The organism is Pseudomonas sp. NPDC089422 (assembly GCF_044749405.1).
Taxonomy (GTDB): Bacteria; Pseudomonadota; Gammaproteobacteria; order Pseudomonadales; family Pseudomonadaceae; genus Aquipseudomonas.
Genome location: NZ_JBIVHW010000011.1, coordinates 1 through 26,711, shown reverse-complemented (window position 1 = coordinate 26,711; position 26,711 = coordinate 1). Strand labels below are relative to the sequence as shown.

24 protein-coding genes are annotated in these 26,711 nt (G+C 62.8%); 5 read left to right on the top strand and 19 right to left on the bottom strand.

From position 1 onward, the window contains the following. Positions 1-524: 524 nt before the first annotated feature. Together gltP and ACIPZ8_RS20220 are read left to right on the top strand one after the other, a co-directional pair. Complete coding sequence (gene gltP, locus ACIPZ8_RS20225; protein WP_400726714.1) at positions 525-1,853, top strand: glutamate/aspartate:proton symporter GltP; 1,329 nt, start codon at positions 525-527, stop codon at positions 1,851-1,853. Between the two features lie 224 nt (positions 1,854-2,077). Next, positions 2,078-3,307: a nucleoside recognition domain-containing protein gene (locus ACIPZ8_RS20220; RefSeq protein ID WP_400726711.1), complete on the top strand. Its 1,230-nt coding sequence runs from the start codon at positions 2,078-2,080 to the stop codon at positions 3,305-3,307. Here the strand turns inward: ACIPZ8_RS20220 and ACIPZ8_RS20215 are convergent. The 9 genes from ACIPZ8_RS20215 to ACIPZ8_RS20175 form a co-directional block, all read right to left on the bottom strand. After that, positions 3,289-3,918, bottom strand: a complete 630-nt coding sequence (locus tag ACIPZ8_RS20215) for an ABC-type transport auxiliary lipoprotein family protein (RefSeq protein WP_400726708.1) — start codon at positions 3,916-3,918, stop codon at positions 3,289-3,291. The two genes, ACIPZ8_RS20220 and ACIPZ8_RS20215, sit on opposite strands and share 19 nt — an antisense overlap. Beyond that, a complete protein-coding gene (locus ACIPZ8_RS20210) occupies positions 3,915-4,853 on the bottom strand; it encodes an MlaD family protein (protein ID WP_400726705.1) in 939 nt (312 codons plus the stop codon). The genes ACIPZ8_RS20215 and ACIPZ8_RS20210 overlap by 4 nt, the downstream gene beginning before the upstream one ends. Before the next feature lie 3 nt (positions 4,854-4,856). Beyond that, entirely contained in the window at positions 4,857-5,648 is a 792-nt protein-coding gene (locus ACIPZ8_RS20205; protein WP_400726702.1) for an ABC transporter ATP-binding protein, read from the bottom strand. Further along, a complete protein-coding gene (locus ACIPZ8_RS20200; protein WP_400726699.1) occupies positions 5,645-6,778 on the bottom strand; it encodes an ABC transporter permease in 1,134 nt (377 codons plus the stop codon). The genes ACIPZ8_RS20205 and ACIPZ8_RS20200 overlap by 4 nt, the downstream gene beginning before the upstream one ends. An 80-nt stretch (positions 6,779-6,858) precedes the next feature. Next, positions 6,859-7,881, bottom strand: a complete 1,023-nt coding sequence (locus ACIPZ8_RS20195) for a DUF5924 family protein (RefSeq protein WP_400726696.1) — start codon at positions 7,879-7,881, stop codon at positions 6,859-6,861. 76 nt (positions 7,882-7,957) lie between these two features. Further along, entirely contained in the window at positions 7,958-9,364 is a 1,407-nt protein-coding gene (locus tag ACIPZ8_RS20190; protein ID WP_400726695.1) for a M16 family metallopeptidase, read from the bottom strand. A 30-nt stretch (positions 9,365-9,394) separates the two neighbouring features. Continuing rightward, positions 9,395-11,053: a Na/Pi cotransporter family protein gene (locus ACIPZ8_RS20185; protein WP_400726692.1), complete on the bottom strand. Its 1,659-nt coding sequence runs from the start codon at positions 11,051-11,053 to the stop codon at positions 9,395-9,397. 228 nt (positions 11,054-11,281) lie between these two features. Continuing rightward, the gene (locus tag ACIPZ8_RS20180; protein WP_400726689.1) at positions 11,282-12,052 is read right to left on the bottom strand and encodes a TerC family protein; all 771 of its coding nucleotides are present in this window, start codon (positions 12,050-12,052) and stop codon (positions 11,282-11,284) included. A 70-nt stretch (positions 12,053-12,122) separates the two neighbouring features. After that, on the bottom strand, positions 12,123-13,430 hold the full coding sequence (locus ACIPZ8_RS20175) for a CitMHS family transporter (protein WP_400726687.1): 1,308 nt from the start codon (positions 13,428-13,430) through the stop codon (positions 12,123-12,125). Between the two features lie 265 nt (positions 13,431-13,695). Here ACIPZ8_RS20175 and ACIPZ8_RS20170 point away from each other — a divergent pair, with 265 nt between their 5' ends. After that, a complete protein-coding gene (locus tag ACIPZ8_RS20170; RefSeq protein WP_400726684.1) occupies positions 13,696-14,097 on the top strand; it encodes a GFA family protein in 402 nt (133 codons plus the stop codon). Between the two features lie 103 nt (positions 14,098-14,200). Here ACIPZ8_RS20170 and ACIPZ8_RS20165 read toward each other — a convergent pair whose 3' ends face one another. From ACIPZ8_RS20165 to ACIPZ8_RS20120, 10 genes are all read right to left on the bottom strand, one after another. Beyond that, positions 14,201-16,159: a DUF4105 domain-containing protein gene (locus ACIPZ8_RS20165; RefSeq protein WP_400726681.1), complete on the bottom strand. Its 1,959-nt coding sequence runs from the start codon at positions 16,157-16,159 to the stop codon at positions 14,201-14,203. Next, positions 16,156-16,476 carry a DUF2388 domain-containing protein gene (locus ACIPZ8_RS20160; RefSeq protein WP_103448300.1) on the bottom strand — a complete coding sequence of 107 codons (321 nt, stop codon included), beginning with the start codon at positions 16,474-16,476 and terminating at the stop codon, positions 16,156-16,158. Before ACIPZ8_RS20160 ends, ACIPZ8_RS20165 begins: the two co-directional genes overlap by 4 nt. Before the next feature lie 36 nt (positions 16,477-16,512). Then, positions 16,513-16,806 (bottom strand): DUF2388 domain-containing protein, encoded by a 294-nt coding sequence (locus ACIPZ8_RS20155; protein ID WP_400726679.1) that lies wholly within the window; start codon positions 16,804-16,806, stop codon positions 16,513-16,515. An 89-nt stretch (positions 16,807-16,895) separates the two neighbouring features. Continuing rightward, on the bottom strand, positions 16,896-17,213 hold the full coding sequence (locus ACIPZ8_RS20150) for a DUF2388 domain-containing protein (RefSeq protein ID WP_400726676.1): 318 nt from the start codon (positions 17,211-17,213) through the stop codon (positions 16,896-16,898). A 299-nt stretch (positions 17,214-17,512) separates the two neighbouring features. After that, complete coding sequence (locus tag ACIPZ8_RS20145; protein WP_054884336.1) at positions 17,513-17,728, bottom strand: DUF1127 domain-containing protein; 216 nt, start codon at positions 17,726-17,728, stop codon at positions 17,513-17,515. Between the two features lie 352 nt (positions 17,729-18,080). Then, positions 18,081-19,574: an acetyl-CoA hydrolase/transferase family protein gene (locus ACIPZ8_RS20140; protein ID WP_346646476.1), complete on the bottom strand. Its 1,494-nt coding sequence runs from the start codon at positions 19,572-19,574 to the stop codon at positions 18,081-18,083. Between the two features lie 186 nt (positions 19,575-19,760). Then, entirely contained in the window at positions 19,761-21,197 is a 1,437-nt protein-coding gene (locus tag ACIPZ8_RS20135; protein WP_103448296.1) for an NAD(P)(+) transhydrogenase (Re/Si-specific) subunit beta, read from the bottom strand. Positions 21,198-21,199: 2 nt separating this feature from the next. Continuing rightward, a complete protein-coding gene (locus tag ACIPZ8_RS20130) occupies positions 21,200-21,514 on the bottom strand; it encodes an NAD(P) transhydrogenase subunit alpha (protein WP_003256966.1) in 315 nt (104 codons plus the stop codon). Between the two features lie 11 nt (positions 21,515-21,525). After that, positions 21,526-22,647 carry a Re/Si-specific NAD(P)(+) transhydrogenase subunit alpha gene (locus ACIPZ8_RS20125; RefSeq protein WP_015268506.1) on the bottom strand — a complete coding sequence of 374 codons (1,122 nt, stop codon included), beginning with the start codon at positions 22,645-22,647 and terminating at the stop codon, positions 21,526-21,528. Between the two features lie 410 nt (positions 22,648-23,057). Further along, positions 23,058-23,984 (bottom strand): LysR family transcriptional regulator, encoded by a 927-nt coding sequence (locus ACIPZ8_RS20120; protein WP_400726672.1) that lies wholly within the window; start codon positions 23,982-23,984, stop codon positions 23,058-23,060. Positions 23,985-24,146: 162 nt separating this feature from the next. Here ACIPZ8_RS20120 and ACIPZ8_RS20115 point away from each other — a divergent pair, with 162 nt between their 5' ends. Both ACIPZ8_RS20115 and ACIPZ8_RS20110 read left to right on the top strand, forming a co-directional pair. Further along, entirely contained in the window at positions 24,147-25,328 is a 1,182-nt protein-coding gene (locus tag ACIPZ8_RS20115; RefSeq protein WP_085676655.1) for an acyl-CoA dehydrogenase, read from the top strand. A gap of 14 nt (positions 25,329-25,342) precedes the next feature. Then, the gene (locus tag ACIPZ8_RS20110) at positions 25,343-26,563 is read left to right on the top strand and encodes a CaiB/BaiF CoA transferase family protein (RefSeq protein ID WP_400726668.1); all 1,221 of its coding nucleotides are present in this window, start codon (positions 25,343-25,345) and stop codon (positions 26,561-26,563) included. Positions 26,564-26,711 lie beyond the last annotated feature (148 nt).

Genomic DNA, 26,711 nt, shown 5'->3' with positions numbered 1-26,711 from the left:
GGCGTGTCTGACAATCAGCTGAACCAGGCCTGGCTTCCGAGGCGCCATATCCTCATTTGCTGATTCCTTTCAGGAATTGACTTACGAGACACATTTTGTAGTGACCGTACATCAATTTTTTTTCGGTCGCCAAGGGTGCCTTGCAAGTGGCATTTCGGTCATTCGGATTGTCGAACAAGCCGTTTTCCTCCCCACCAACAGACCGCCAAAACTGCCGAAATATGGCGGTTTGGTCTTGTTCGGATTTCCGAACGTTATAAATCAATGACTTACATGCGGCGCATTCTGACCTGAATAGCTATGCCGTATCGGTATGGGGTATGCGTTTCCGGCATTAGATTTCAGCCTTCCCCATCGCAATAGTTGCCGCCTTTTTCGCTGGCCCGAGCGCCCAGTCGCTCGCTCGCGGTGTCCTTACATGAGGTCTCCGGACGGAAGCCAAAAGCTCCCCGTGACGTTGCCAACGGCTCTGTTACGCGCTTTTCCGGTCGGTGCCCGTGACCACTAGAACAAAGGGTAAAGACATGAAGAAGGCAAAACTGAGCCTCGCCTGGCAGATCGTCATCGGTCTGCTCCTGGGCGTTGCAGTCGGCGCGCTGCTGAATCACTTCAGCGCAGAAAAGGCCTGGTGGATCAGTAACGTCCTCCAGCCCGCCGGTGACATCTTCATTCGCCTGATCAAGATGATCGTCGTCCCGATCGTGATTTCGTCGCTGATCGTGGGTATCGCCGGGGTTGGCGATGCGAAGAAACTGGGCAGCATCGGCCTGAAGACCATCCTCTACTTCGAGGTGGTGACCACCATCGCCATCGTTGTCGGCCTGGTGCTGGCCAACCTGTTCCACCCGGGCGCCGGCATCGACATGAGCACCCTGGGTACCGTCGACATCTCCAAGTACCAGGCCACCGCGGCCGAAGTGCAGCATGAGCACGCGTTCATCGAGACCCTGCTCAACCTGATCCCGTCGAACATCTTCGCAGCGCTGATGCGTGGCGAAATGCTGCCGATCATCTTCTTCTCGGTGATGTTCGGCCTCGGCCTGTCGAGCCTGCAGGCCGACCTGCGCGAACCGCTGGTGCGGACCTTCCAGGCCGTGTCGGAAACCATGTTCAAGGTCACCCACATGATCATGAACTACGCCCCGATCGGCGTGTTCGCCCTGATTGCCGTGACCGTTGCCAACTTCGGCTTCAGCTCGCTGCTGCCGCTGGCCAAGCTGGTGCTGCTGGTGTACTTCGCCATCGCCTTCTTCGCCTTCATGGTGCTGGGCCTGGTGGCGCGCCTGTTCGGCTTCTCGGTGATCAAGATCATGCGCATCATGAAAGATGAGCTGATCCTCGCCTACTCCACCTCCAGCTCCGAGACCGTGCTGCCGCGCGTGATCGAGAAGATGGAGAAGTATGGTGCGCCGAAGTCGATCTGCTCGTTCGTGGTACCGACCGGCTACTCGTTCAACCTCGACGGTTCGACCCTGTACCAGAGCATCGCGGCCATCTTCATCGCCCAGCTGTACGGCATCGACCTGTCCTGGAGCCAGCAGCTGCTGCTGGTGCTGACCCTGATGGTCACCTCCAAAGGCATCGCCGGCGTACCGGGCGTGTCCTTCGTGGTGCTGCTGGCGACCCTGGGCAGCGTCGGTATCCCGCTGGAAGGCCTGGCCTTCATCGCCGGTGTCGACCGCATCATGGACATGGCACGTACCGCCCTGAACGTGATCGGCAACGCCCTGGCAGCCCTGGTGATTGCGCGTTGGGAAGGCATGTACGACGCGGCCAAGGGCGAGAAGTATTACGCCTCGCTGATGGCGGACAAGCAGGAAACTGCCTTGGTTGGCGAAGCCGCCAAGCGCTGAGCCTGAACGGCTGAACCAGAAAGCCCCGACTTGTCGGGGCTTTTTGTTGTCTGTGAGTTACTGCGGTCCCTGTGGGAGCGGCTTTAGCCGCGAAGCAGGCAACGCGGTGCATGGCACCGGCTTCGCCGGTGTTCGCGGCTAATGCCGCTCCTACAGGGACCTCGGTCGCCAGTAAGTGGCCGCGATACGCTATGATTCGGGCAATTTTCAGGGGGTACTCTCGGATGCTTAACGGCCTTTGGCTCGGCTTTTTCCTGGTGGCGGCCGTCTCTGCCCTGGCCCAATGGCTGGTCGGTGGCAATGCCGGCATCTTCGCCGCGATGGTCGAGAGCATCTTCGCCATGGCCAAGCTGTCGGTGGAGGTCATGGTCCTGCTGTTCGGCACCCTGACCCTGTGGCTGGGTTTCCTCAAGATTGCTGAAAAGGCCGGTATCGTCGAATGGCTGGCCAAAGTGCTCGGCCCGCTTTTCGCCCGCCTGATGCCGGAAGTGCCGCCCGGCCACCCGGCCCTGGGCCTGATCACCATGAACTTTGCCGCCAACGGCCTGGGCCTGGACAACGCCGCCACGCCGATCGGCCTCAAGGCCATGCGCGCGCTGCAGGAACTCAACCCCAGCAGCACCACCGCCAGCAACGCGCAGATCCTGTTCCTGGTGCTCAACGCCTCGTCGCTGACCCTGCTGCCGGTGACCATCTTCATGTACCGCGCCCAGCAAGGTGCCACCGACCCGACCCTGGTGTTCCTGCCGATCCTGCTGGCGACCAGCGCCTCGACCCTGGTCGGCCTGCTGTCGGTGGCGGTGATGCAGCGCCTGCGCCTGTGGGACCCGGTGGTGCTTGCCTACCTGATCCCCGGTGCGCTGCTGCTGGGCGGCTTCATGGCCTTCCTGGGCACCCTGTCGGCCGCTGCACTGGCCAGCCTGTCGTCGATCCTCGGCAACCTGACGTTGTTCGGGGTGATCATCCTGTTCCTGGTGATCGGCGCGCTGAAGCGGGTGCAGGTGTACGAAACCTTCGTCGAAGGGGCCAAGGAAGGTTTCGATGTGGCCAAGAGCCTGCTGCCCTACCTGGTGGCGATGCTGGTGGCGGTAGGCGTGCTGCGCGCTTCGGGCGCACTCGAACTGGCCCTGGACGGCATTCGCCACGCGGTCAACTGGATGGGCCTGGATACCCGCTTCGTCGAGGGCCTGCCCACCGCGCTGGTCAAGCCGTTCTCCGGCAGCGCGGCACGGGCCATGCTGATCGAGACCATGCAGACCCATGGCGTCGACAGTTTCCCAGCCTTGGTGGCCGCGACCATTCAGGGCAGCACCGAAACCACCTTCTACGTGGTGGCGGTGTATTTCGGCGCAGTCGGCATCCAGCGGGTGCGCCACGCCGTTGGTTGCGCCCTGCTGGCTGAACTGGCCGGTGTGATCGCCGCCATTTGCGTCTGCTACTGGTTCTTCGCCTGAGCCTGAGCCTGGCCGCTTTGCGCCACGGTCCAGTTCACCACCTGCCCGGCCAGCTGATCGCTGGCCGCGCCAAAGCCGGCGACCACGGCTGACACCTGGGTATCTGCCAGTGGCTGGCGCACTTCGAAGCGCTTGCTGCTGAGGATGCGCTGGCTGCGGCCTTGCACCAGGCGTGCGTCGTAGCGGATCACCACTTCCACCTTGCCCCCCGGCTGGTATTCACTCTGGAACGCCTGGAGCTCGCCGCTCAGCTCGTAGTCGGCCTGCAGGTTGCTGTCGTCAGCGCTCAGCCGCTGTACCCGGCCGTCACGCTGGAAACCATCGAGCAGGCGGTTGCGCACCAGCAATGGCGCCGGGTCGCTCCAGCGGGCGCCCTTGTAGCTGCTGATCACATCGCCTTGAGGAATCACGGCGATACGTGGCCCGGCCAGCACTTCGCTGGCCAGCGGCTTGTTCAGGCGCAACGACCAGTCCACCGGGGTGACGCTGTGGCTGGCCTGGTTGACTGGCAGGCGGTAGGTATCCACCGGCTCGCTCTGCGGCAGGATCGAGCAGGCGCTGGCCAGGCTCAGGGTGGCTGCCAGGGCCAGCAGGCGCAGCGATGGGGTCATGGCTGGAACTCCTTGTTGTTGTCACGGCCCAGCAGGTAGCCGCTCGGGTCGGCCTCCAGGCGCCGGGAAATACCCTTGAGCGAGTTGAGGGTTTCGCGCAGCTCGCGGATGGCCGGAGACAGCTGGTTGAGCCCTTGGGCGCCGTCGTCGATGGACTGGCGGTTGTCCTGCAGCAGGCTGTTGAGGGTCGTGGCGCTTTCGGCCAGCGACTGCATGGCCTGCTCGGCGCTGCCGATGGCCTGTTTGCCCTGGGTGCCGAGCAGGCCGTTGGCATTGCGCATCAGTGCCTGGGTTTCGGCCAGGGTGGCGTTGGCCTGTTTGCCGACCTGGGCCAGCTGGGCGATCGCCTCGCTGATACCGCCATTCTGGTTGGCGAAGGCGCTCGTGGTCTGGTCGAGGTTGGCCAGGGTGTTGCTCAGGTGCTCGATGTTGCTGTCCGAGAACATCTGCGTGGCGTTGTGCAGCAGCAGGTTGATGTTGGTCACCAGGTCGCTGCTGTCGTTGAGCAGGCGTGAGATCGGCGACGGTGAAGCGACGATCACCGGCAGCTTGCCGTCCTTGCCCTTGAGTTCGGGGCTGTGGGGCGTGCCGCCGGTGAGCTGGATGAACGAGTTGCCGGTGACCCCGGCCAGGGTCAGTTTGGCCTGGGTGTCTTCCTTGACCGGGGTGTCACCGCTCAGGCGCACCCGGGCCAGCACCCGGCGTGGGTCCTTCGGGTCCAGGCGCAGGCTGGTGACATCGCCGACCTTGATGCCGTTGTATTGCACCGGGCTGCCGCGGGACAGGCCCGAGACCGCTTCGTTGAAGATCACTTCGTAATCCTTGAAGGCGTCGTCGACGCTGGACTTGGTCAGCCACAGGCCGAACAGCATGGCGCCGGCCACCACCAGGACGGTGACCAGGCCAATCAGGACGTGATGAGCTCGGGTTTCCATTGTTCAGCGCTCCTGCCCGGCGCTGGCGGCGGCCTGTTCGGCTGCGCGCCCGCGTGGGCCGTGAAAGTATTCGTGGATCCACGGGTCGTTGGTCTGCTCGACCTCGGCCAGGGGGCCGGCGACCAGTACCTTCTTCTGTGACAACACAGCGATGCGATCGGTGATGGTGTAGAGGGTGTCGAGATCGTGGGTGATCAGGAACACGCTCAGGCCCAGGGCATCGCGCAGGGTCAGGATCAGCTGGTCGAAGGCGGCGGCACCGATCGGGTCGAGGCCGGCTGTGGGTTCGTCGAGAAACAGGATGTCCGGGTCCAGCGCCAAGGCGCGCGCCAGGGCTGCGCGCTTGATCATGCCGCCGGAGAGCGAGGCCGGGTATTTGTCGGCGGCGGAGATCGGCAGGCCGGCCAAGGCCAGCTTGACCCCGGCCAGGTGCTCGGCATCGGCGCGCGACAGGCCGGCATGCTCGATCAGCGGCAGGGCGACGTTTTCGGTGACGGTCAGTGACGAAAACAGCGCGCCTTTCTGAAACAGCACGCCAAAGCGGCGTTCGACCCGCGAACGCTGTTCCTCGGCCAAACCGGCCAGGTCTTCGCCAAACACTTTGATCTGCCCCTCGTTGGGGCGGCGTAGGCCGATGATGCTGCGCAGCAGTACCGACTTGCCGCTGCCCGACCCACCGACCACCGCGAGGATTTCGCCGCGGTACAGGTCGAGGTCGAGGTCCTTGTGCACCACCTGGCTGCCGAAGCGATTGCAGATGCCCCGCGCCTCGATCACCGCTCCCCGGCCACTCACCAGCCCATCTCCATGCAGAACAGCGCCGCCACCGCATCCAGCACGATGACCACGAAAATCGATTGCACCACGCTGGAGGTGGTGTGGGCGCCGACCGATTCGGCGCTGCCACTGACCTTGAAGCCTTCGAGGCAGCCGATGGCGGCGATCAGGAAGGCAAAAACCGGCGCCTTGGCCAGGCCGACCAGAAAGTGCTGCACACCGATGTCGCTTTGCAGCAGCGACAGGAACATCGCCGGCGAGATGCCCAGTGTCAGGGCGCAAACCACCGCACCGCCGACGATGCCGCAGATCATCGCGACGAAGGTCAGCAGCGGCAGTGAGATCAGCAGCGCCAGTACCCGCGGCACCACCAGCAGTTCGATCGGGTTGAGGCCAAGGGTGCGGATGGCGTCGATCTCTTCATTGGCCTTCATCGAGCCGATCTGCGCGGTGAAGGCACTGGCGGTGCGCCCGGCCATGAGAATGGCGGTCAGCAGCACTGCGAATTCGCGCAGGAACGAGAAGGCCACCAGGTCGACGGTGAACACCGTTGCACCAAAATTGGCCAGCACCGTGGCACCGAGAAAGGCCACCACGGCGCCCACCAGGAAGGTCAGCAAGGCGATGATGGGGGCGGCGTCCAGCCCGGTCTGCTCGATGTGCGCGATCACCGGGGTGACGCGCCAGCGGTGTGGCTGTAGCAGGCGGCGCAGCAGGGTCTCGATGATCAGGCCGAGGAAGCCGAGCAGCTGCATGGTGTCCTGCCACAGCGTGCCGACCGCGCAACCGATGCGCTCCAGCAGCACCAGCAACACGTTGCGCTCGGGCTCCTTGACCGGGATGCAGTAGTCCTGCACCGAACAGTAGACATTCTTGAGCAGGGCGCGGCTGGCTTCAGGCAGGCCGTTGGTGCAGTGCGAGAGGCGCTCGGAGCCGAGCAGTTCGGCCAGCAGCGAGGCGCCGGCGGTGTCCAGGCGGCCCAGCTGGCTGAGGTCGACGGCGGTATCGGCGCCGTACTGTGTGCGCAGGCGCTCGCTGTCGCGCCTGAGGCTGGCGTAGTGAGCCAGGGTCCAGTCACCGGCGATCCGCAGGCAGGCCGGCTGGCAGTTGGTGTCCAGGGTGGCGCTGGGGGTGGTCATAGGCTCCATGCATCCGGCTGGGCTAGAGGCTGATCATAGCGCAGCAGGCCTGGAGCGGTTTGTTGAATATGTGCTGTCCTGCGCCGATGTCACGGCGCAGGCGCGTCGTCCACCACCTTGAAGCGCAGCACACCGATCACCTGGCCATCCTCGGTCAGCACCCGGACCTGCCACTTGCCCACCGGGTTGGGCGGGAAGTTCTGCTTGTGGGTCCAGGCACGATAGCCTTCCTTGCGCCCGCCGTGGATGTCCAGGGCGATGCGATCGACTTCCTGGCCGTCCTTCTGCCATACGTGGTAGATGCGCTCGTCCAGGCCCCGTGGTGCGTTGATCGCAGTGTAGGCGTACAGGCCATTGCTGCGAATGCGGCTGGCGGCAATCTCCTCCAGCGATTCGCCGGGCTGACGATTGAGTACTTCGGTGCTGACTGCCACGTCCGTCATCCACAGCGTTGCCGGTGGCACCCAGGAACGTAGCAACCAGCCGCTACCGCCTACAGCCAGGGTAACCAGCACCAGTGCCACGCCGCGGCGCCAGGTATTGACCGGGAAGCTGCTGAGCAGGCTTGGGAACGACAGCGCCATGGCGGCAATCAACGCCAGCTTGAAGCTCTGTGCGGTGGTCAGGTGCAGGATGATCGGCAGCGCGGTGAGCAGCGCGGCGAACAGCGTCAGGGTGTGCAGCGCGAGGAACAGCCAGCGCCGTGGCGCCAGCCACTTGTAGTAAAGCGGGTCGATGATCGAGATGAGCCCGGCGGCGCCAAGCAGGCCGGTGAACACCAGCTGGCCGCTGTTCCAGGTGGTGGTGATGAAGAAGAACGGCAAGACGAAGAACAGACTTTCCTGGTGGATCATCTGTGTCGCGTAGCGCAGCAGCGGCTGCGGGATCTCGCGGTTGAAGGTGCGCGCGAACAGGCCGGTCAGGGTGTTTTCCAGCATCAGCCAGACCCAGCTGACCAGCATGAGGATGGCGATCCAGCTGGCCAGGCTGGCCTGGCGGTCGACCAGGATGAAGCTGCCGATGCCGGAAAGGAAACCACCGAGTGCAATGACGCCGGGGTAGCGTTTGAGCAGCTCGATGACGCGCTGGACGAAGTGGGGTATTGGGGGCATGGGTCTGCAACGAGAATATGAAGTGGCTGTGCCAGCCTCTTCGCGGGGCCGGTACTGGCAAAAGGATACCGCCGATTCACTGCTGCCGTGTAGCACCACCGGGCCGTTGTGGCTTATGTCGCCGCCAGCGCAGCAGCCCCAGCGCCAGTATCAGCCCCAGCAGCAAGGCAACCAGGCCATAAAGCTCGTCATACCCGAGGAACGGCTTCTCGATCCGCAGGTAGCCCTGATCCTTGAGCAATTCCTTCAGGGCCGCGTTGGCCTCTTCCAGCGTCACCTGGCGCAACGTGCGCGCCGGGTCGGCAAAGCGGCCGTTGTTGTAATCGTTCAGCGCCCCCCAATAAAAATCGGCCAGCGCACTGTTGCCCTGGGTGCTCCAGCTTTCCTTGGCAACGGCGGCATCCTTGATGCGGGCGAAGGTATCCGGATCGAGGCCTTCCTTGCGCAAATGATCGAACAGCTGCTGCATCACCTTCACGGCTTGGTCGATGTCATCGCGCTCAAGGTCGGCATTGAGGCTGAGCATGCCGCTGTCGCCAAAGCTCTCGCGTTGTACCGATGGCCCGTACGACAGGCCGTTGCGCAGGCGCAGCTGGTCGTATACGGCCCAGTCGAGGTAGCGCGACAGCAGGTCAAGGGTCTGCTGATGTTCACTGTCCAGCACCGGCTCGATGAACAGCCAGTGCAACTTGACGCTGTCGCCCAGCAGGCCGCGGGTCAGGTCACGGCGCTGCTCGGCCTGTTGGCTGATGCTTTCGAGGGTGCGCCGTTCTTCCGGCTCGGTGGCAGGCAGTTCGCCGAAGGTGCGCTCCAGATAGGCCGGCAGCAGGCGATCCAGGCCGCCGACGACGATCAGGGTCATGTTGTTGGCGGCGTACCAGTGATCGCGCAGGGTTTTCACCTGCTCCAGGGTCATCGCCGCGACATTGGAGCGTTCGGGGCATTTCAAGCCCAGCTCGGTGGCCAGCTGGTCGCTGGCCGGGTGGCCGATGTCCTGGCGGTCGAGCCAGCGCTGCAGGTGGCCATAGTGGCCGCCATCCTCGCGCTCGATGATGCGCTTGGCCGTGGCCAGGGCCTTGGCGTCGATGCGCGTGTCGCGGACGATTGCCAGCAACAGGTCGAGCACCTTGCGCTGGTTGCGTGCCGGGGCCTCGATGACAAAGGTGGTGTCGGCGCTGCTGGTGAAGGCATTCCACTCGCCCCCCAGGCTCTGCAGGCGTTCTTCAAGGCCGCCTTCACCGGTCTCGTCGATCCCGGTGAACAGCAGGTGTTCGAGCAGGTGCGGCAACTCCTTCTGATCGCAGTCGAAGTCATCCAGGCCCACGCCCACCACCAGGCGGATCGCCACATGGTCGCGCTCGTAACCGGACTTCAGGATCACCTGCAGGCCGTTGGGCAACAGGTAACCCTCGACCCGCGAGCGATCGAGGGCAAATGAGGGCAGGCTGCAGATCAGCAGGCAAACGAACATCAGGCAACGCATGGGCGAGCGACGGTCTCCAGGTGTGCGAGATCAGGACAGGTGGGCGTCTTCCGGGACGCTGTCGAGCAGCAGCCCGCCAGTGTCCGAGCCACCCAGTACCACATAGGCACTGCTGCAGAACAAAGAGTTCAACCGCTTCATGTCGGCGATCAGCTCCAAGTGTAGCGAACTCGTCTCGATACTTTGCACAACCTTACGCTGCAAACGGCTGACATGGGCATGCGCCAGGCGCCGTTCCTGGGCGCGGAAGCGACGCTTTTCGCGCAGTAGCAGGCGCGCGCTTTCCGGATCGGCACTGAGGAACACCGACAGCCCCAGGCGCAGGTTGGCCAGCAGCTGCTCCTGCAGCCCGGTGAGTTCTTCCAGGCCGACCTGGGAAAACTCCCGGCGCTGGCTGGTTTTCTGTTGCTGCACCTTGCGCAGCATGCGCTCGATCAGGTCGCTGGCCAGCTTCAGGTTGATCGCCAGTTCGATGATTTCGGCCCAGCGCCGGTTGTCCTGGTCGCTGAGGTCTTCCCGTGGCATCTGCGCCAGGTACAGCTTGATCGCGCTGTACAGTGCTTCGGCATCCTCGCTCAAGGCCCGCACCTGCTGTGGCATGGCGGCCTGGGTGCCGCGCAGGGCGCCGAGCATGGCTTCCAGCAGGCTGTCGACGATGTCGCCCAGGCGCAGGGTTTCACGGGCAGCATTGGCCAGGGCCAGGCTGGGCGTGGTCAGCGCCGAGGCATCGAGATGACGCGGGCGTACCTGGCCATTGCCCGTTTCGCGTTCGGGCAGCAGCGTATTGCACAGGCGGCCCATGGGTTTGACCGTCGGCAGCATGATCAGGCAACGCAGGGTGTTGTAGAGCAGGTGGAAACCGATCACCAGCTCCTGTGGGCTGAAGCTCAGGCTGTCCATCCACTCCACCAGTGGGTGCAGCACAGGGATGATCAGCACCAGGCCGATCAGCTTGTACAGCAGGCTGCCCAGGGCCACGCGGCGCCCTGCGGAGTTCTGCATGCTGGTGCTGATGAAGGCCAGCAGGCCGCTGCCGATGTTGGCGCCAACCACCAGGCCGATGGCCACCGGCAGGCTGATCACTTCGGCGCCGGCCAGGGTGGCAGTGAGCAGCACGGCAGCCAGGCTGGAATACGAAACCATGGCGAACAGCGCGCCGACCAGCGCGTCGAGCATGATGTCGCCGGTCAAGGATGCGAACAGCACCTTCACGCCTTGTGCGTGGGTGATCGGCGCTGCCGCCTGCACGATCAGTTGCAGGGCCAGGATGATCAGGCCCAGGCCGATTGCCACGCGGCCCAGTTGCCCGGCGCGGGTCTGCTTGCGTGAGAGGAAGAAGATCACGCCGAGGAACAGCAGCAGTGGCGACAGCCACGACAGGTCGAAGGTCAGCACCCTGGCCATCAGCGCTGTACCCACGTCGGCACCGAGCATGATCGCCAGCGCCGGCGTCATGGCCATCAGGCCCTGGCCGACGAAGGAGGTGACCAGCATGGCGGTGGCGTTGCTGCTTTGCACCACGGCAGTCACTACGATACCGGCAATGAATGCCAGCGGGCGGCGGTTCATGTTCTGGCTGAGCACGCGGCGCAGGTTGGAGCCGAACACCCTGAGGATGCCGGTACGGACGATATGCGTGCCCCACACCAGCAAGGCCACGGCGGAAAGCAGGTTGAGCAGGGTCAGCATGGTCGAGCCCCCCTTTGTTCTCGGGCTCCAGCAGCGGAGCCAAATTGTGTGAAGCCGTAAGCCTGGCCCGGGGGTGGGTGTTTTGATCCAGTGCTTACTCAAGCTTTAGTTGTTTTGCGGACCTCGCGCCAGCTTGGCACGCTCTGCAGGCATTTGAAATGTTTGTGTCATGAAAGCTTGCACATGAAAAAGGGCCCCGGAGGGCCCTTTCTGCTGCGCGTCCTGATGTTATTGACCCGGAATGTCCTTGCGCAGTTTCACCGGCTCATGTTCCTTGCCCTGCTTGCGCGCCATGGCGGTGCGCATGCGGATGTTGATCGCCTCCACGGCCAGCGAGAAGGCCATGGCGAAGTAGACATAGCCCTTCGGCACGTGCACATCGAAAGATTCGGCGATCAGCACGGTACCGACGACGATCAGGAAGGAAAGTGCAAGCATCTTCAGCGACGGGTGTTTGTCGATGAAGTCGCTGATGGCCCCGGCGCAGGCCATCATCACCAGCACTGCGACGACGATGGCGGCAATCATCACCGGCACGTGCGAGACCATGCCGACGGCAGTGATTACCGAGTCCAGCGAGAACACGATGTCGATGATGGCGATCTGGATGATGGTGTAGAAGAACTTGCCGCCAGCGCCCTTGGGTTCGTCTGCGCTTTCGTCCTCGCCTTCCAGGCCGTGGTAGATCTCTTGCGAGCTTTTCCACAGCAGGAACAGGCCACCGCAGAACAGGATCAGGTCGCGGCCGGAGATACCCTGGCCGAACACCACGAACAGGTCGGCGGTCAGGCGCATGACCCAGGTGATCGACAGCAGCAGCATGATGCGGGTGACCATGGCCAGGGCCAGGCCGAAGATCCGGGTGCGTGGCTGCATGTGCTTGGGCATGCGGCTGACCAGGATCGAGATCATGATGATGTTGTCGATCCCGAGGACAATCTCAAGCGCTGTGAGGGTAAAAAAGGCAACCCAGATTTCCGGGCTGGTCAGCCATTCCATGTGTATTCCTTCAAACGATAAAGGCGATGCACCCCTGCAGGGGCGCATCGCGTTGGGTGATGCGTGTTAATTAAAGACTACTGAACAGCGGGAAAATGCCCATCAGCAGCGCGGCGAGCATTATGCATAGGCATACCAGCACTGCCCACCTGAGCGTGAAGCGCTGATGATCGCCGAACTCGATTCCGGCCAGGGCCACCAGCAGGTAGGTCGAAGGTACCAGCGGGCTGAGCAGGTGTACCGGCTGCCCGACGATCGAGGCACGGGCCATTTCCACTGGGCTGATGCCGTAATGGCTGGCCGCTTCCGACAGCACCGGCAGCACGCCGTAGTAGAAGGCGTCGTTGGACATGAAGAAAGTGAACGGCATGCTCACGATCGCAGTGATTACCGCAAGGTACGGGCCCAATGCTTCCGGGATGACCGCCAGCAGGCTCTTGGACATGGCTTCGACCATGCCGGTGCCGGACAGGATGCCGGTGAAGATGCCCGCGGCGAAGATCAGCCCGGTTACGGCCAGCACGCTGCCGGCGTGAGCGGCGATGCGGTCTTTCTGCTGCTGCAGGCAGGGGTAGTTGACGATCATGGCGATGCTGAAGGCGATCATGAACAGTACCGGCAGCGGCAGCACGCCGGCGATCAGCGCGACCATCAGGCCGGCGGTCAGGGCACCGTTGAAGTAGATCAGCTTGGGGCGGCGTGCTTCTGGGAACTGCGAAACGCTGATTTCGCTGTGGTCGATGTCATCGGTCGGCAGGTGCAGTTCGCCCAGTCGGGCACGTTCGCGCTTGCCGTACATATAGGCAATGGCGAGGATCGCCAGCACGCCGATGGCCATGGCCGGGATCATCGGCACGAAGATGTCCGACGGGTCTACGTGCAGGGCGCTGGCAGCACGAGCGGTCGGGCCACCCCACGGGGTCATGTTCATCACCCCGCCGGCGAGGATGATCAGGCCGGCCATGATCCGCGGGCTCATGCCCAGGCGGCTGTACAGCGGCAGCATGGCGGCGCAGCAGATCATGTAGGTGGTGGCGCCGTCACCGTCGAGCGAGACCACCAGGGCCAGCACCGCGGTACCCACCGAGACTTTCAGCGGGTCGCCCTTGACCAGCTTGAGGATCTTGCGCACGGCCGGGTCGAACAGGCCGGAGTCGATCATCAGGGCGAAGTAGAGGATGGCGAACATCAGCATCACGCCGGTGGGCGCGAGCTTGCTGATGCCTTCGAGCATCATTGGGCCGATCTTGGCGGAAAAACCGCCGAACAGGGCGAACAGGATCGGTACCAGGATCAGCGCGATCAAGGCCGACAGGCGCTTGGTCATGATCAGGTACATGAAGGTGATGACCATGGCAAAGCCGAGGAAGGTCAGCATGGCAATACTCCAGGCGTGGCGCAGCGAAAGGAATGACTATTCGGCGGATCAGCGCGTGGGGCGCTGCACGGGGAGCATGCGGAACGGGGGTACGGAAAGGCGGGCGCAGGAATACATCAGAATCACCATTGTTGTTGTTGATGGGCCGGGCGCGGAGATTTCCGGGTGCCCTGGCTGACCGGTCTTGTGCCGGTAGTGGCGGCTATCCTAGTGGGGCAAGCTTTCAGCCAGCTTTCGCCGGAAAAACGGCGACGGGAGGTAGGTGATGCAGGATGTAATCGAGGGTGGCTGCCATTGCGGCGCCCTGCGCTATCGGCTGCAGGGTGACCTGACGGATGTCGCCCATTGCCATTGTTCGATCTGCCGGCGGGTCAGCGGCGGGCTGGTGGTGACCTGGGTCACGCTGCCGCGTTCGGGTTTCCGCTGGATGGCTGGAAGGCCTCAGTGCTATGTGGCACCGGCCAGTTGCAAGCGGTATTTCTGTGGGGAATGCGGGGCGCATGTGGCACTGGTGACCGAACATAGCCCGGGAAGCATCGATGTGACCGTGGCGACGCTGGACCACCCGGAACGGGTGCCGGCCAGGCGGCATATCTGGATTGGCAGCCGGTTGCCTTGGTTGCATCTGGATGAGGAGTTGCCTGGGGAGGCGGAGGAAAGTCTGTAAGCCTTGTGTTGCCTGTACCGGCCTCATCGCGGCTGAAGCCGCTCCTACAGGGATCGCGCCGTCTGTAGGAGCGGCTTTAGCCGCGATGAGGCCGGTGCAGGTATCAAGGCAATTGCAGGCCGCCCGCTGCCTTGTGCAGGGCCCGCAAATGCACACCAATCTGCTTCACGTTGGCCTCGACCGCCGCAATTTCCCTGGCCCGCGACGGCTCCAGCAGTGCCCTCACCTCCTTGTCCAGGTCGCTGCTCAGACGCAGCAGCTTGGCCTGCCGCTCGGTACTGACCTGCTCCAGCTGCTTGCGCTCCTCTGGCTGTGGTAGCCCATAGCCCTTGGCGTCGAGCAACTCGGCCGGGCGGCTGAGGAAGCCGCTGTTGGCGAGCATCTGCTTCAGGGTTTCGTCGGCTTTGTTGATGCTACCGTCCTTCAGCGCGGCAGCGTTCAGGTAGCGCTGTTTCACTTCGTCCTGAGCCAGCAGCAACTGCCGGCGCAGGCTGGCCTGCTCGAGCAGCAGCAAGGCCGCGCTGGTGCGCAGGTCGGCCTTGTCGAACCAGGGGCGCCTTTGCTCTGCATCCAGCGCCAGCCAGTCCTCGACCGCGGTCTGCTTGATCGGCAGTTGCTTCCTCAGTACATCGAACATGGCCTGGTAACGGTCGCGATAGGAGTCGAAGCGGTAACCCAGGCGCAGGGCCTCTCGCGGGTCGTCGAGCACGCTGGTATCGGCCAGCCCCCTGCCCTTGAGCACAGCCAGCAAACCATTGGGCATGATGCTGTCGAGGTCATTCAGGCGTGGGTTGGCAGTGCCGCTGCGCAGCAGCTTCAACGATTCCACCGCGCAGTTGTTGGACAGGAACCAATAGTTGCCGTCGTAGCTCCAGTGCATCTCGGCGGCCTGGCGCACCAGGTTTTCAATTTCGTCGCGGTTGAGCTTGAGCGGCACCGAGGCCAGGCTGCGCAGTTCGGTCTTGGTGTATTCATCGATCACCTGGCCCAGCGGCAGCACGAACAGCCGTGAGGGGTAGACGCCGACCAGGCCGTCCCAGCTGGACAGCTGCACGTCGTTGACGAACGCACGGTAAGACAGCACCAGGCTCTGGTCGAGGTCCAGGCGGCAGTCCGGGCCTCGTGGACGGCCGGGTTTGCAGATCACCAGGCGCAGCATGCTGTGGCCCCAGCGGCTGACCAGGTTCTGGTTGGCCTCAGCCAGCAGGAAGTCGACTTCGTAGACCCGTTCGGGGTCGATCTCGCCCAGTGGCTGGCGGGCGAAGTCGCTGCCGGCATTGATGAATGGCAGGCCTTTGGCGCAGGTGTTCTGCGGCGGCGCCCAGCCGAAATGGTCGCGCAGGTACTGGTTGAGCGCCGGTCGACGGCAGCCGTAGCTCGGGTCGAGGAGGAAATACTCCATGTTGACCGCGATGTATTCCTTGGGACTGCTCAGCTCGTAACTGTCGGGGCTGCGCATGAGTTGGGCGTTGTGTTGCTCACGTTCGCCGCGGCGACCGACGTATTGTGGCCAGCCAGCCAGGTCGAGCAGGCGCGGGTCGTCGCTGAGGGTAAAGCGGCGTTCGGTTTGACCGCGGCACGCTTCCAGCTGGCCGATCTTGCCCAGCGTGCCCTGCTGGCGCGCGCAGCGGGCAATCAGCGAGCGCTCGGTGCTGGGCCACAGGCGGGCACGGTCATAAATATGGGTGAGCTCGTGCAGGACGGTGGCCAGCAGCTCTTCTCGCACCGTGCCATGGGGGCGGTTGGTGCGCTCGTTGGCAGCACTGCCGTCAGCCAGGCTGGGCAGCAGGCGACGGTTGAGTTCGAGGGTCGATACCAGCGAAGCCTGGCCATAGGCATCGGCCGGCATCTTGTCGCTCCAGCTGACCGTGACGCGCCGGTCCAGCCGTTGCTTGAAGCGTGGCGGCAGCTTGGCCATGGCCTCGTCGAGCAGGGCCTGGCTGGCTTGGGTCTGTTGCGGGTCGAGGCCTGCCGCCTGCAGTTCGAGCTGCAGGTCGGCCAGGGCGGGCGTACCCAGCAGCGTCAGGGCGCAGCCGAGCAGCCAGGCACGCACGTGGTTCACAGCGCGAGGATGGCTTCGGCCAGTACTTGGTCGCTGGCGTCACGCGCTTCGGGTACGCGCTCGCGCAGGGTGCTGAACGCGGCTTCGAGTTGCGCGCCACGGATATCGCCATTGCTGGCGACGAAGCTGGCGGCGTCGTCATGGGCTTCGCGCACCACTTTGGCGTCGCGGATCGAAGTGGTGGTGTCAGAGGTGAAATCGATCGAACGGCCAAAGGCGCGCACGATGATGTTGCTGGTGGCCACCAGGGTCTGTGCATGGGCCAGGTCGGCCAGCAGCAACATGCCGAGGGAAGCGGCAATCAGCGGTTTACGCATGGAGCATCTCCGAAAAATACAGGGAGTCAGATGTAGTTATTGGACGAGAATTGCTTCTGCCAGTTCAAGGTCGCCGACGGAGTGCCGTGCGCAGTTGTGGCGCAGCGAGTCGAGTGCCGCTTCCAGGCGTGCACCGCGAATCACGCCATCGCTGGCAACGTATGCCGCCGCATCGTCGCGGGCCTGCCTGACCAGTTTGCGGTCGAAGGGGGCGGCGGTGACCTGGCTGGTAACGTAGCCCGTGATGACCAGGCCTTGTGTGGTGGTGTCCATGGCGTGGGCACTGGCCATGGCAGTGGCGCTGAACAGCAACGGCAACAGATAACGCATGAGCTTTCTTGACGGCAGGGGAAGTGAACGGCGAAGGCTACCTCAGGTGCGAGGCCGCTAGCCAACGCACCTGCTGTGCATGGCCTTGATCAGATTGCCAGAATGGCCTGGGCCAGCTGTGCATCACTGGCTTGCAGCTGCGGCATGTTCGAACGGATGTGCAGGAAGGCACTTTCCAGTCGCGCACCACGAATGGCGCCTTGGGTGCCGACGAAGCTGGCGGCGTCATCACGTGCGGCCTGTACGATCTTGTCATCGCGGAACGATGAGGTCAGGTCGGAGGTGGCGTCGGTGGAGGCGGCGAAGGCGCGTACCACGGCATCGGTAGTGACAACAAAACTGCTCGCTTGGGCGGTGCTGGCCAGGCCGAGCAGCAGGGCGGCACCAATCAGGTATTTACGGGACATGTTCTTGGACTCCTGGATAGGGTTCTGCTTTATCGGACGCTTGCACAGTTCGTCGCGGTACGTATTTGACAACGGGTTCTACCAGACTGCTGAGCGAAGCGTATCACGCGCTGCTGTTTCTGGATGTTAATGAGAGCGGAAGCGGGTAACTGTTGTGGTCGATATTTGATTTTAAATAACTGTACAGGTCTTTCGTGAAGCGGCTCTGGGACGCACCTTGCAGGCAATAAAAAACCCGCTGCAGTCGCCCGCAACGGGTTGGGAATTCGCGGTGCCGGCCGCAGCCGGCGAACCGGAGCTTAGCGCCAGAACGGCTTGCTCAGCTCTTCGTAACGCTGCGACTCGCTGATACCGGCGTCGGCCAGCAGGCGGGCATCCAGGCGAGCCAGTTGACGGCGGCTGGCCATGCGACGCTGCCACAGCAGCAGGGTGGAGATAGCGCGCAGTGGCAGGGAAGCCTGGGACTGCTGGGCGTTGCTTTCAAAAACCAGACCGGAACTGAGGGTACGTTCCATGATGCTTCATCCTTCCGCTTATGGCGGGATTAGGTAGTGATTTAACTGATGCCAATGATCCTCCTCTGCTGTCCATAACAGTAGATACAGTTCAACAGTAATGCGATAGGCCAGTTAACTGTTTAACCCTACTGTTGCACTCGAAATCGGCACAACTGTACCGGTCTGCACTGTGGTGGTGCATTTTTGCTCGGCTTCGGAGATTTGAAGGTCAGGAAGGTCTGAAACTAGCAGTACAGTAGTACAGTTTTAATCGGCAAATTGAGAGAAGTGTTCAGGCGGGGTGGTTTGACTGTTCTGGCCCGGTCGGCGGCGTGGCGACGACCGGGCCAGAACAGTTGAGGCGGCAGGATCAGCTGGCGAGCATGCGCCCGGTTTCTTCGAGATTTTCGTGCCAGCTCAGGGCTTCACGCAGGATGTGCGGGGTGTGGCCACCACGCTGGCAGGCGCGATCGAAGTAATCGTTCAGCGCTGCGCGGTAGTCCGGGTGCACACAGTTGTCGATGATCGCCCGCGCCCGCTCACGCGGTGCCAGGCCACGCAAGTCGGCCAGGCCTTGCTCGGTGACCAGGATGTCGACGTCGTGTTCGGTATGGTCAACGTGGCTGACCATTGGCACCACGCTGGAAATCGCACCGCCTTTGGCGATCGACTTGGTGACGAATACCGCCAGGTGGGCGTTGCGGGCGAAGTCACCCGAACCGCCGATGCCGTTCATCATCTTGGTGCCACAGACGTGGGTCGAGTTGACGTTGCCGTAGATGTCGAACTCCAGCGCCGTGTTGATGCCGATGATGCCCAGGCGGCGGACCACTTCGGGGTGGTTGGAGATCTCCTGCGGGCGCAGGACCAACTTGTCCTTGTAGCGCTCCAGGTTGCCGAACACGTCGGCATTGCGACGGGTCGACAGGGTGATCGAGCTGCCCGAGGCAAAGCTCAGCTTGCCGGCGTCGATCAGGTCGAAGGTCGAGTCCTGCAGCACTTCGGAGTACATGGTCAGGTCTTCGAACGGCGACTCGATCAGGCCACACATCACCGCGTTGGCGATGCTGCCGATACCTGCCTGCAGCGGGCCGAGCTTGTTGGTCATGCGGCCAGCTTCCACTTCCTGCTTCAGGAAGTTGATCAGGTGGTCGGCGATGCCCTGGGTTTCGTCATCCGGCGGCAGCACGGTGGATGGCGAATCCGGCTGGTCGCTGATGACGATACCGACGATTTTGGCCGGGTCGATCGGGATCGCGGTGCTGCCAATGCGGTCGTCGACCTTGACCAGCGGGATTGGCGTGCGGGTTGGGCGATAGGTCGGGATATAGATGTCGTGCAGGCCTTCGAGGTTGGCGTTGTGCGACAGGTTGATCTCGACGATCACTTGTTTGGCGAAGATCGCAAAGCTGGCCGAGTTACCTACCGAGGTGGTTGGCACGATGTGGCCCTGCTCGGTGATGGCCACGGCTTCGATGACCGCGATATCCGGCAGCTTGAGCTGCTGGTTGCGCAGCTGCTCGACGGTTTCCGACAGGTGCTGGTCGATGAACATCACCTGGCCGTCGTTGATGGCCTTGCGCAGGGTGCTGTCGACCTGGAACGGCATGCGGCGGGCCAGCACGCCGGCTTCGGTCAGCTGCTTGTCGAGGTCGTTGCCCAGGCTGGCGCCGGTCATCAGGCTGATTTTCAGTGGCGACTGCTTGGCGCGTTCGGCCAGGGCATGCGGCACAGCCTTGGCTTCGCCGGCGCGGGTGAAACCGCTCATGCCGACGGTCATGCCGTCCTCGATCAGGCCAGCGGCATCAGCCGCACTCATTACCTTGCTGTGCAGGGAGGACAAGCGGATACGATCACGGTACATGGATTGTTATCTCGGGCTACTGAAACTACTGAAGCGCAGTCTAGAGATTTCGCCCATTGCCGTCCCACGACCATGGTCGTATGAGAAGCACTGAAATAGAGCCGTTGATCCGGATCAACAAAAGAAAAGCCCCGGCAGATTCTGACCGGGGCTTCCTTTATATCAGCGGGTTTGCAGCGGCGGTTGTCACTCCACCGCCTTCACCATGTCTTCGATGACCTTCTTCGCGTCACCGAACACCATCATGGTCTTGTCCAGGTAGAACAGTTCGTTGTCCAGGCCGGCATAGCCGCTGGCCATCGAGCGCTTGTTGACGATGATGGTCTTGGCCTTGAAGGCTTCGAGGATCGGCATGCCGGCGATGGGCGACTTCGGATCGTTCTTCGCCGCCGGGTTGACCACGTCGTTGGCACCCAGCACCAGCACCACGTCAGCCTGGCCGAACTCGGCGTTGATGTCTTCCATCTCGAACACCTGGTCGTACGGCACTTCGGCTTCGGCCAGCAGTACGTTCATGTGGCCAGGCATGCGCCCTGCCACCGGGTGGATCGCGTACTTCACGGTCACGCCGTTGTGGCTCAGCTTCTCGGTCAGTTCCTTCAGCGCGTGCTGGGCACGAGCCACCGCCAGGCCGTAACCCGGGACGATGATCACGCTGTCGGCGTTGCTCAGCAGGAAGGTGGCGTCGTCGGCCGAGCCGGACTTCACCGGGCGCTGCTCTTTAGAGCCTTGTGCTGCGCCGGCATCGGTGTCGCCGCCGAAGCCGCCGAGGATCACATTGAAGAACGAGCGGTTCATCGCCTTGCACATGATGTACGAGAGGATGGCACCGGACGAACCGACCAGGGAGCCTGCAATGATCAGCATCGAGTTGTTCAGCGAGAAGCCGATACCGGCCGCTGCCCAGCCCGAATAGCTGTTGAGCATCGACACCACCACCGGCATGTCGGCCCCCCCGATCGGAATAATGATCAGCACGCCCATGATGAAGGCCAGGACCAGCATCAGGGTGAAGGCACTGTAGTGGCCGGTGAAGGTGAACAGCAGGCCCAGGGCGATGGTGGTCAGGCCGAGGATCAGGTTCAGCTTGTGCTGACCGGCAAACTGTACCGGTGCTCCCTGGAACAGGCGGAACTTGTACTTGCCCGACAGCTTGCCGAAGGCGATCACGGAACCGGAGAAGGTGATGGCGCCGATGGCTGCACCCAGGAACAGTTCCAGGCGGTTGCCGGTGGGGATCGGGTCGCTGATGGCGGCGACGATGCCCATCGACTGCGGCTCGAGCACGGCGGCAATGGCGATGAACACCGCTGCCAGGCCGATCATGCTGTGCATGAAGGCGACCAGCTCGGGCATCTTGGTCATCTCGACGCGCTTGGCCATGATCGAGCCAGCGGTACCACCGACCAGCAGGCCGACGATCACATAGCCGATACCGGCCGTGGCCAGCTCAGCCCCCAGCTTATAGATGAGGCCAACCGTGGTGAGGATGGCGATCCCCATGCCGATCATGCCGAACAGGTTGCCGCGCCGCGAGGTGGTCGGGTGCGACAGGCCCTTGAGCGCCTGGATGAAACACACCGAGGCGACGAGGTAGAGGAGCGTTACCAGATTCATGCTCATGCTTACTTCTGCGCCTCGTTCTTGGTTTTCTTCTTGAACATCTCAAGCATGCGACGGGTGACCAGGAAGCCACCGAACACGTTGACCGCAGCCAGGGCCACCGCCAGGGTGCCCATCAGCTTGCCGGCCGGGGTCACGGTCAGGGCCGCCGCCAGCATGGCGCCGACGATGACGATCGCCGAAATGGCGTTGGTAACCGCCATCAGCGGCGTGTGCAGCGCCGGGGTGACGTTCCACACCACGTGGTAGCCCACATAGATGGCCAGCACGAAGATGATCAGGTTGTAGATGCCATGGGAAATCAGCATGTCTTCCATTGTCGTGCTCCTTAGCCGTTCTTGCGGACGACCTGGCCGTCGCGGCACATCAGGCAGGCCGCGACGATGTCGTCTTCGAGGTTGATGACCAGCGCGCCGTCCTTGTCGAACAGCAGCTTCATGAAGTCCAGCAGGTTGCGTGCATACAGCGCCGAGGCATCGGCACCCACCTGGGCTGGCAGGTTGGTCGGGCCGACGATGATCACGCCGTTCTCCTGTACCACCTGGTCGGCCACGGTCAGCGGGCAGTTGCCGCCCTGGGCTGCCGCGAGGTCGATGACCACCGAGCCGGGCTTCATCTGCGCCACGGTCTCGGCGCTGAGCAGGGTCGGTGCCTTGCGGCCGGGGATCAGCGCGGTGGTGATGACGATATCCGCCTGCTTGGCGCGCTCGTGCACGGCCTGGGCCTGGCGTTGCATCCAGCTGGCTGGCATTGGCCGGGCATAGCCGCCGACACCTTCGGCGCACTCACGCTCTTCGTCGGTCTCGTAGGGCACGTCGATGAACTTGGCGCCCAGCGACTCGATCTGCTCCTTCACTGCCGGGCGTACGTCGGACGCCTCGATCACCGCACCCAGGCGCTTGGCCGTGGCGATGGCCTGCAGGCCGGCAACGCCCGCCCCCAGGATCAGTACGCGCGCGGCTTTGACGGTACCGGCGGCGGTCATCAGCATGGGCATGAAGCGAGGATAGTGGTGGGCCGCCAGCAGCACGGCTTTGTAACCGGCGATGTTGGCCTGCGACGACAGCACGTCCAGGCTCTGGGCCCGCGAGGTACGTGGCGCGGCTTCCAGGGCGAATGCGGTGATACCGCGTTCGGCCATCTTGCCGATGAGCTCGCTGTTGAAGGGGTTGAGCATGCCTACCAGGAGGCTGCCACTGTTGATCAGGGCCAGTTCCTGGTCGTTGGGAGCGACCACCTTTAGCACCAATTGGGCGCCGTAGGCATCGGCTGCGCTTCCCAGGGAAGCCCCCACAGCCTCATAGGCACTGTCCGGAATGCTGGCGTTGAGCCCTGCCCCCCGTTGGACGGTGACCTGATGGCCCTGGCCAATCAGTTTCTTGATGGTTTCCGGGGTCGCAGCGACCCTTGTCTCACCGGTCTGCGTCTCGAGAGGAACACCAATGTGCACGACTATTTCTCCTGCGGTGACCTTTTGTCTTTGTAAGAGCCAGCACACTGCGGATGGCGCGCTGGGGCGGCTGTTGAGCGCCGGGCCCGCCGAATCCAGGGCGGGCGAAGCATTTTGCAGACGAACCCAGGGGCCTTCAACCGGTTCTGGAGCGAAACGAAGTTAAAACTACAAGTCACCCTGTGACCGTATGTCGCAAGCAGTGGGCTACAGCCCGTCAACCATGGGCTATTCGCAGATTAGGGGAAAAATCGAAATTTTTTGCGATGATTTCGCGGATGGGCTCGTGAATGTCGTAAAACCCTCTGAAAGCCGCGTGTTTAGCGGTCTCGATGGGGTTTTTCGATTCACCTGAACAGTTTTCGTTGAGGCGACAAAAACTTACATCTGTAGGTGTTTAAAATAATTGACTACAAGGGTAGGTCAGCGCTTTCGCCCTTGTGTGAGGCGGTATAGAGCTGCGCCTGCCCCACCAGCCAGTCACGGAAGGCCCGGAGCGAGGCGGATTCCACCTTGCGTTCGGGAATCATCAGATAGTAGGCCTTGTCGCTGGAGAGCGCGTACCTGTTAGCGACTACCAGCCTCCCCTCCTCCAGCTCGCGCTGGATCAGGAATGGCGGGATCAGCGCGATGCCCATCTCGTGCATGGCCGCCTGAGCCAGCATGGAGAATAGTTCATAGCGCGGGCCTGTCATGTCGCCCGCGATATTCAGGCCCAGGCCATTGAACCACTGGCGCCAGGCATAAGGCCGGGTGGTCTGCTGTAGCAATGGCAGGCTGGCGATGCGCTGGGCATCGAGCATGCCCTGCCCGTCCAGCAACACCGGGCTGCACACCGGCACGGGGTTCTCGCCCATCAGGCGATGGGACTGGGTGCCGGACCAGTCGGCATCACCAAAGTAGATGGCGGCATCGAACGGGGTGTCGGCGAACAGGAATGGGCGGGTGCGGTTGGTCAGGTTGACGGTGACCTCGGGGTGACGTTGCTGGAAGTCCTTGAGCCGTGGCAACAGCCATTGAGTGCCGAAGGTCGGCACCACGGCGAGTTCGATTACGTTGGCGCCCTGCTGGCGCATCACCGACAGCGTGTCGCGCTCCACCGCATCCAGTTGCGTGGCCACCTGGCGGCTATAGGACAGTCCGGCCTCAGTAAGCTTCACGCCGCGACGTGAGCGCCTGAACAGTTCGACGTTGAGGAAGGCTTCCAGCCCACCGATCTGGCGACAGACGGCGCCCTGGGTCAGGGCCAGCTCCTGGGCGGCCTTGGTAAAGCTCTCGTGGCGTGCGGCCGCTTCGAAGCAGACCAGTGCGGTGGTGCTGGGGATCTTGCGGCGCATGTACGGCAACCTCACTGATGGTGGCTTGAATATGGCGTTTTCGAGCATATCGAAGTGATAAAATATCACTGATGCGTGCGCAATCCTCGTTTGTCGTGGTGCCAGATCAGGCCTAGGATCAATGGCACAAGAAACCGCTCCCCTATTTCGAGGATTTCGCTCATGGCCGGTAAAGCAAGCTTCAACTGGATCGACCCGCTGCTGCTGGATCAGCAGCTCACTGAAGAAGAGCGCATGGTGCGTGACAGCGCTTATCAGTTCGCCCAGGACAAGCTGGCCCCGCGCGTGCTGGAAGCTTTCCGTCACGAACAGACCGACCCGGCGATCTTCCGCGAGATGGGTGAAGTCGGCCTGCTCGGTGCGACCATCCCCGAGCAATACGGTGGCAGTGGCCTGAACTATGTGTGCTACGGCCTGATTGCTCGTGAAGTGGAGCGCATCGACTCCGGCTACCGTTCGATGATGAGCGTGCAGTCTTCGCTGGTGATGGTGCCGATCAACGAATTCGGTACCGAAGCGCAGAAGCAGAAATACCTGCCCAAGCTGGCTTCTGGTGAGTGGATTGGCTGCTTTGGCCTGACCGAGCCTAACCATGGCTCCGACCCGGGCTCGATGATCACCCGTGCCAGGAAGGTCGATGGCGGCTACCGCCTGAGCGGCAGCAAGATGTGGATCACCAACAGCCCGATCGCCGATGTGTTCGTGGTCTGGGCCAAGGATGATGCCGGCGATATCCGCGGGTTTGTGCTGGAGAAAGGCTGGCAAGGCCTCAGCGCCCCGGCGATCCACGGCAAGGTTGGCCTGCGGGCATCCATCACCGGTGAAATCGTCATGGACAACGTGTTCGTCCCGGAAGAGAACATCTTCCCGGATGTGCGTGGCCTCAAGGGCCCGTTCACCTGCCTGAACTCGGCGCGTTATGGCATCTCCTGGGGTGCGCTGGGTGCGGCCGAAGCCTGCTGGCACACCGCTCGCCAGTACACCCTGGATCGTCAGCAGTTCGGTCGCCCACTGGCTGCCAATCAGCTGATCCAGAAGAAACTGGCAGACATGCAGACCGAGATCACCCTGGCCCTGCAAGGCTGCCTGCGCCTGGGCCGCATGAAGGATGAAGGCACTGCGGCGGTGGAAATCACCTCGATCATGAAGCGCAACTCCTGCGGCAAGGCCCTCGATATTGCCCGCATGGCCCGCGACATGCTGGGTGGCAACGGCATCTCCGACGAGTTCGGCGTGGCGCGCCACCTGGTCAACCTTGAGGTGGTCAACACCTATGAGGGTACCCATGACGTGCATGCGCTGATCCTCGGGCGTGCACAAACCGGCATCCAGGCCTTCTACTGATAAGGAGCCAGTCCATGGGCGCGCTATCTCATCTGCGGGTGCTGGACCTCTCCCGTGTGCTGGCGGGGCCTTGGTCGGGCCAGATCCTGGCGGACCTGGGGGCTGACGTGATCAAGGTCGAGCGCCCTGGCAGCGGCGACGACACACGCTCCTGGGGGCCGCCCTTCCTCAGGGATGCCGAGGGTGAGAACACCAGCGAAGCGGCTTATTACCTGTCGGCAAACCGCAACAAGCGCTCGGTGACCATCGACTTCACCCAGCCTGAAGGCCAGCGCCTGGTGCGCGAGCTGGCGGCCAGGTCGGATATTGTCATCGAGAACTTCAAGGTCGGTGGGCTGGCGGCTTATGGGCTGGATTACCTGAGCCTGAAGGCGATCAACCCCAAGCTTATCTATTGCTCGATAACTGGCTTCGGCCAGACGGGGCCGTACGCCAAGCGCGCGGGGTATGACTTCATGATCCAGGGCTTGGGTGGGCTGATGAGCCTGACGGGGCGCCCGGATGGAGAAGAAGGTGCCGGGCCGGTGAAGGTAGGTGTTGCCCTGACCGACATTCTCACCGGGCTCTACTCGACCGTAGCGATTCTGGCTGCCCTCGCCTACCGCGATCAGCATGGCGTTGGTCAGCACATCGACATGGCGCTGCTCGATGTGCAGGTGGCTTGCCTGGCCAACCAGGCAATGAACTACCTGACTACGGGTAATCCACCGCGGCGGCTGGGCAATGCTCACCCGAATATCGTCCCCTACCAGGACTTCCCGACGGCGGATGGCGATTTCATCCTTACCGTGGGTAACGATGGCCAGTTCCGCAAGTTCGCGGAGGTGGCTGGGCAGCCGCAGTGGGCGGATGACCCACGTTTCGCTACTAACAAGCAGCGGGTGGCGAACCGCGCCGAGCTGATCCCGTTGATTCGCCAGGCGACGGTATTCAAGACCACTGCTGAATGGGTGAGCCAGCTGGAGGCTGCCGGGGTGCCGTGCGGGCCGATCAACGATCTGGCGCAGATGTTCCAGGATCCACAGGTGCTGGCTCGGGGGTTGGCGGTAACCATGCCCCATGGGCTGGCGGGAAGTGTGCCGCAGGTGGCCAGCCCGATTCGGCTGTCCGAAACGCCTGTGGAGTATCGGCGGGCGCCGCCGCTGTTGGGCGAGCATACCGAGGCGGTGCTGGGCGATGTCCTGGGGCTGGATGCCGATGCTATAGGGCGGCTGCGCAGCGCTGGCGTTCTTTGATGCTATATAGAGCAATTGAAAAGCGGGGAGGCCGTCAGGCCTCCCCGCTTTGCTTTTCAGCGATATTAAAGTTTCTTGAAATTAAGGGTTGACGCGCTTTCGAATCCCCTTATAATGCGCCCCACTTCCAGCGACATCGGAACGACAA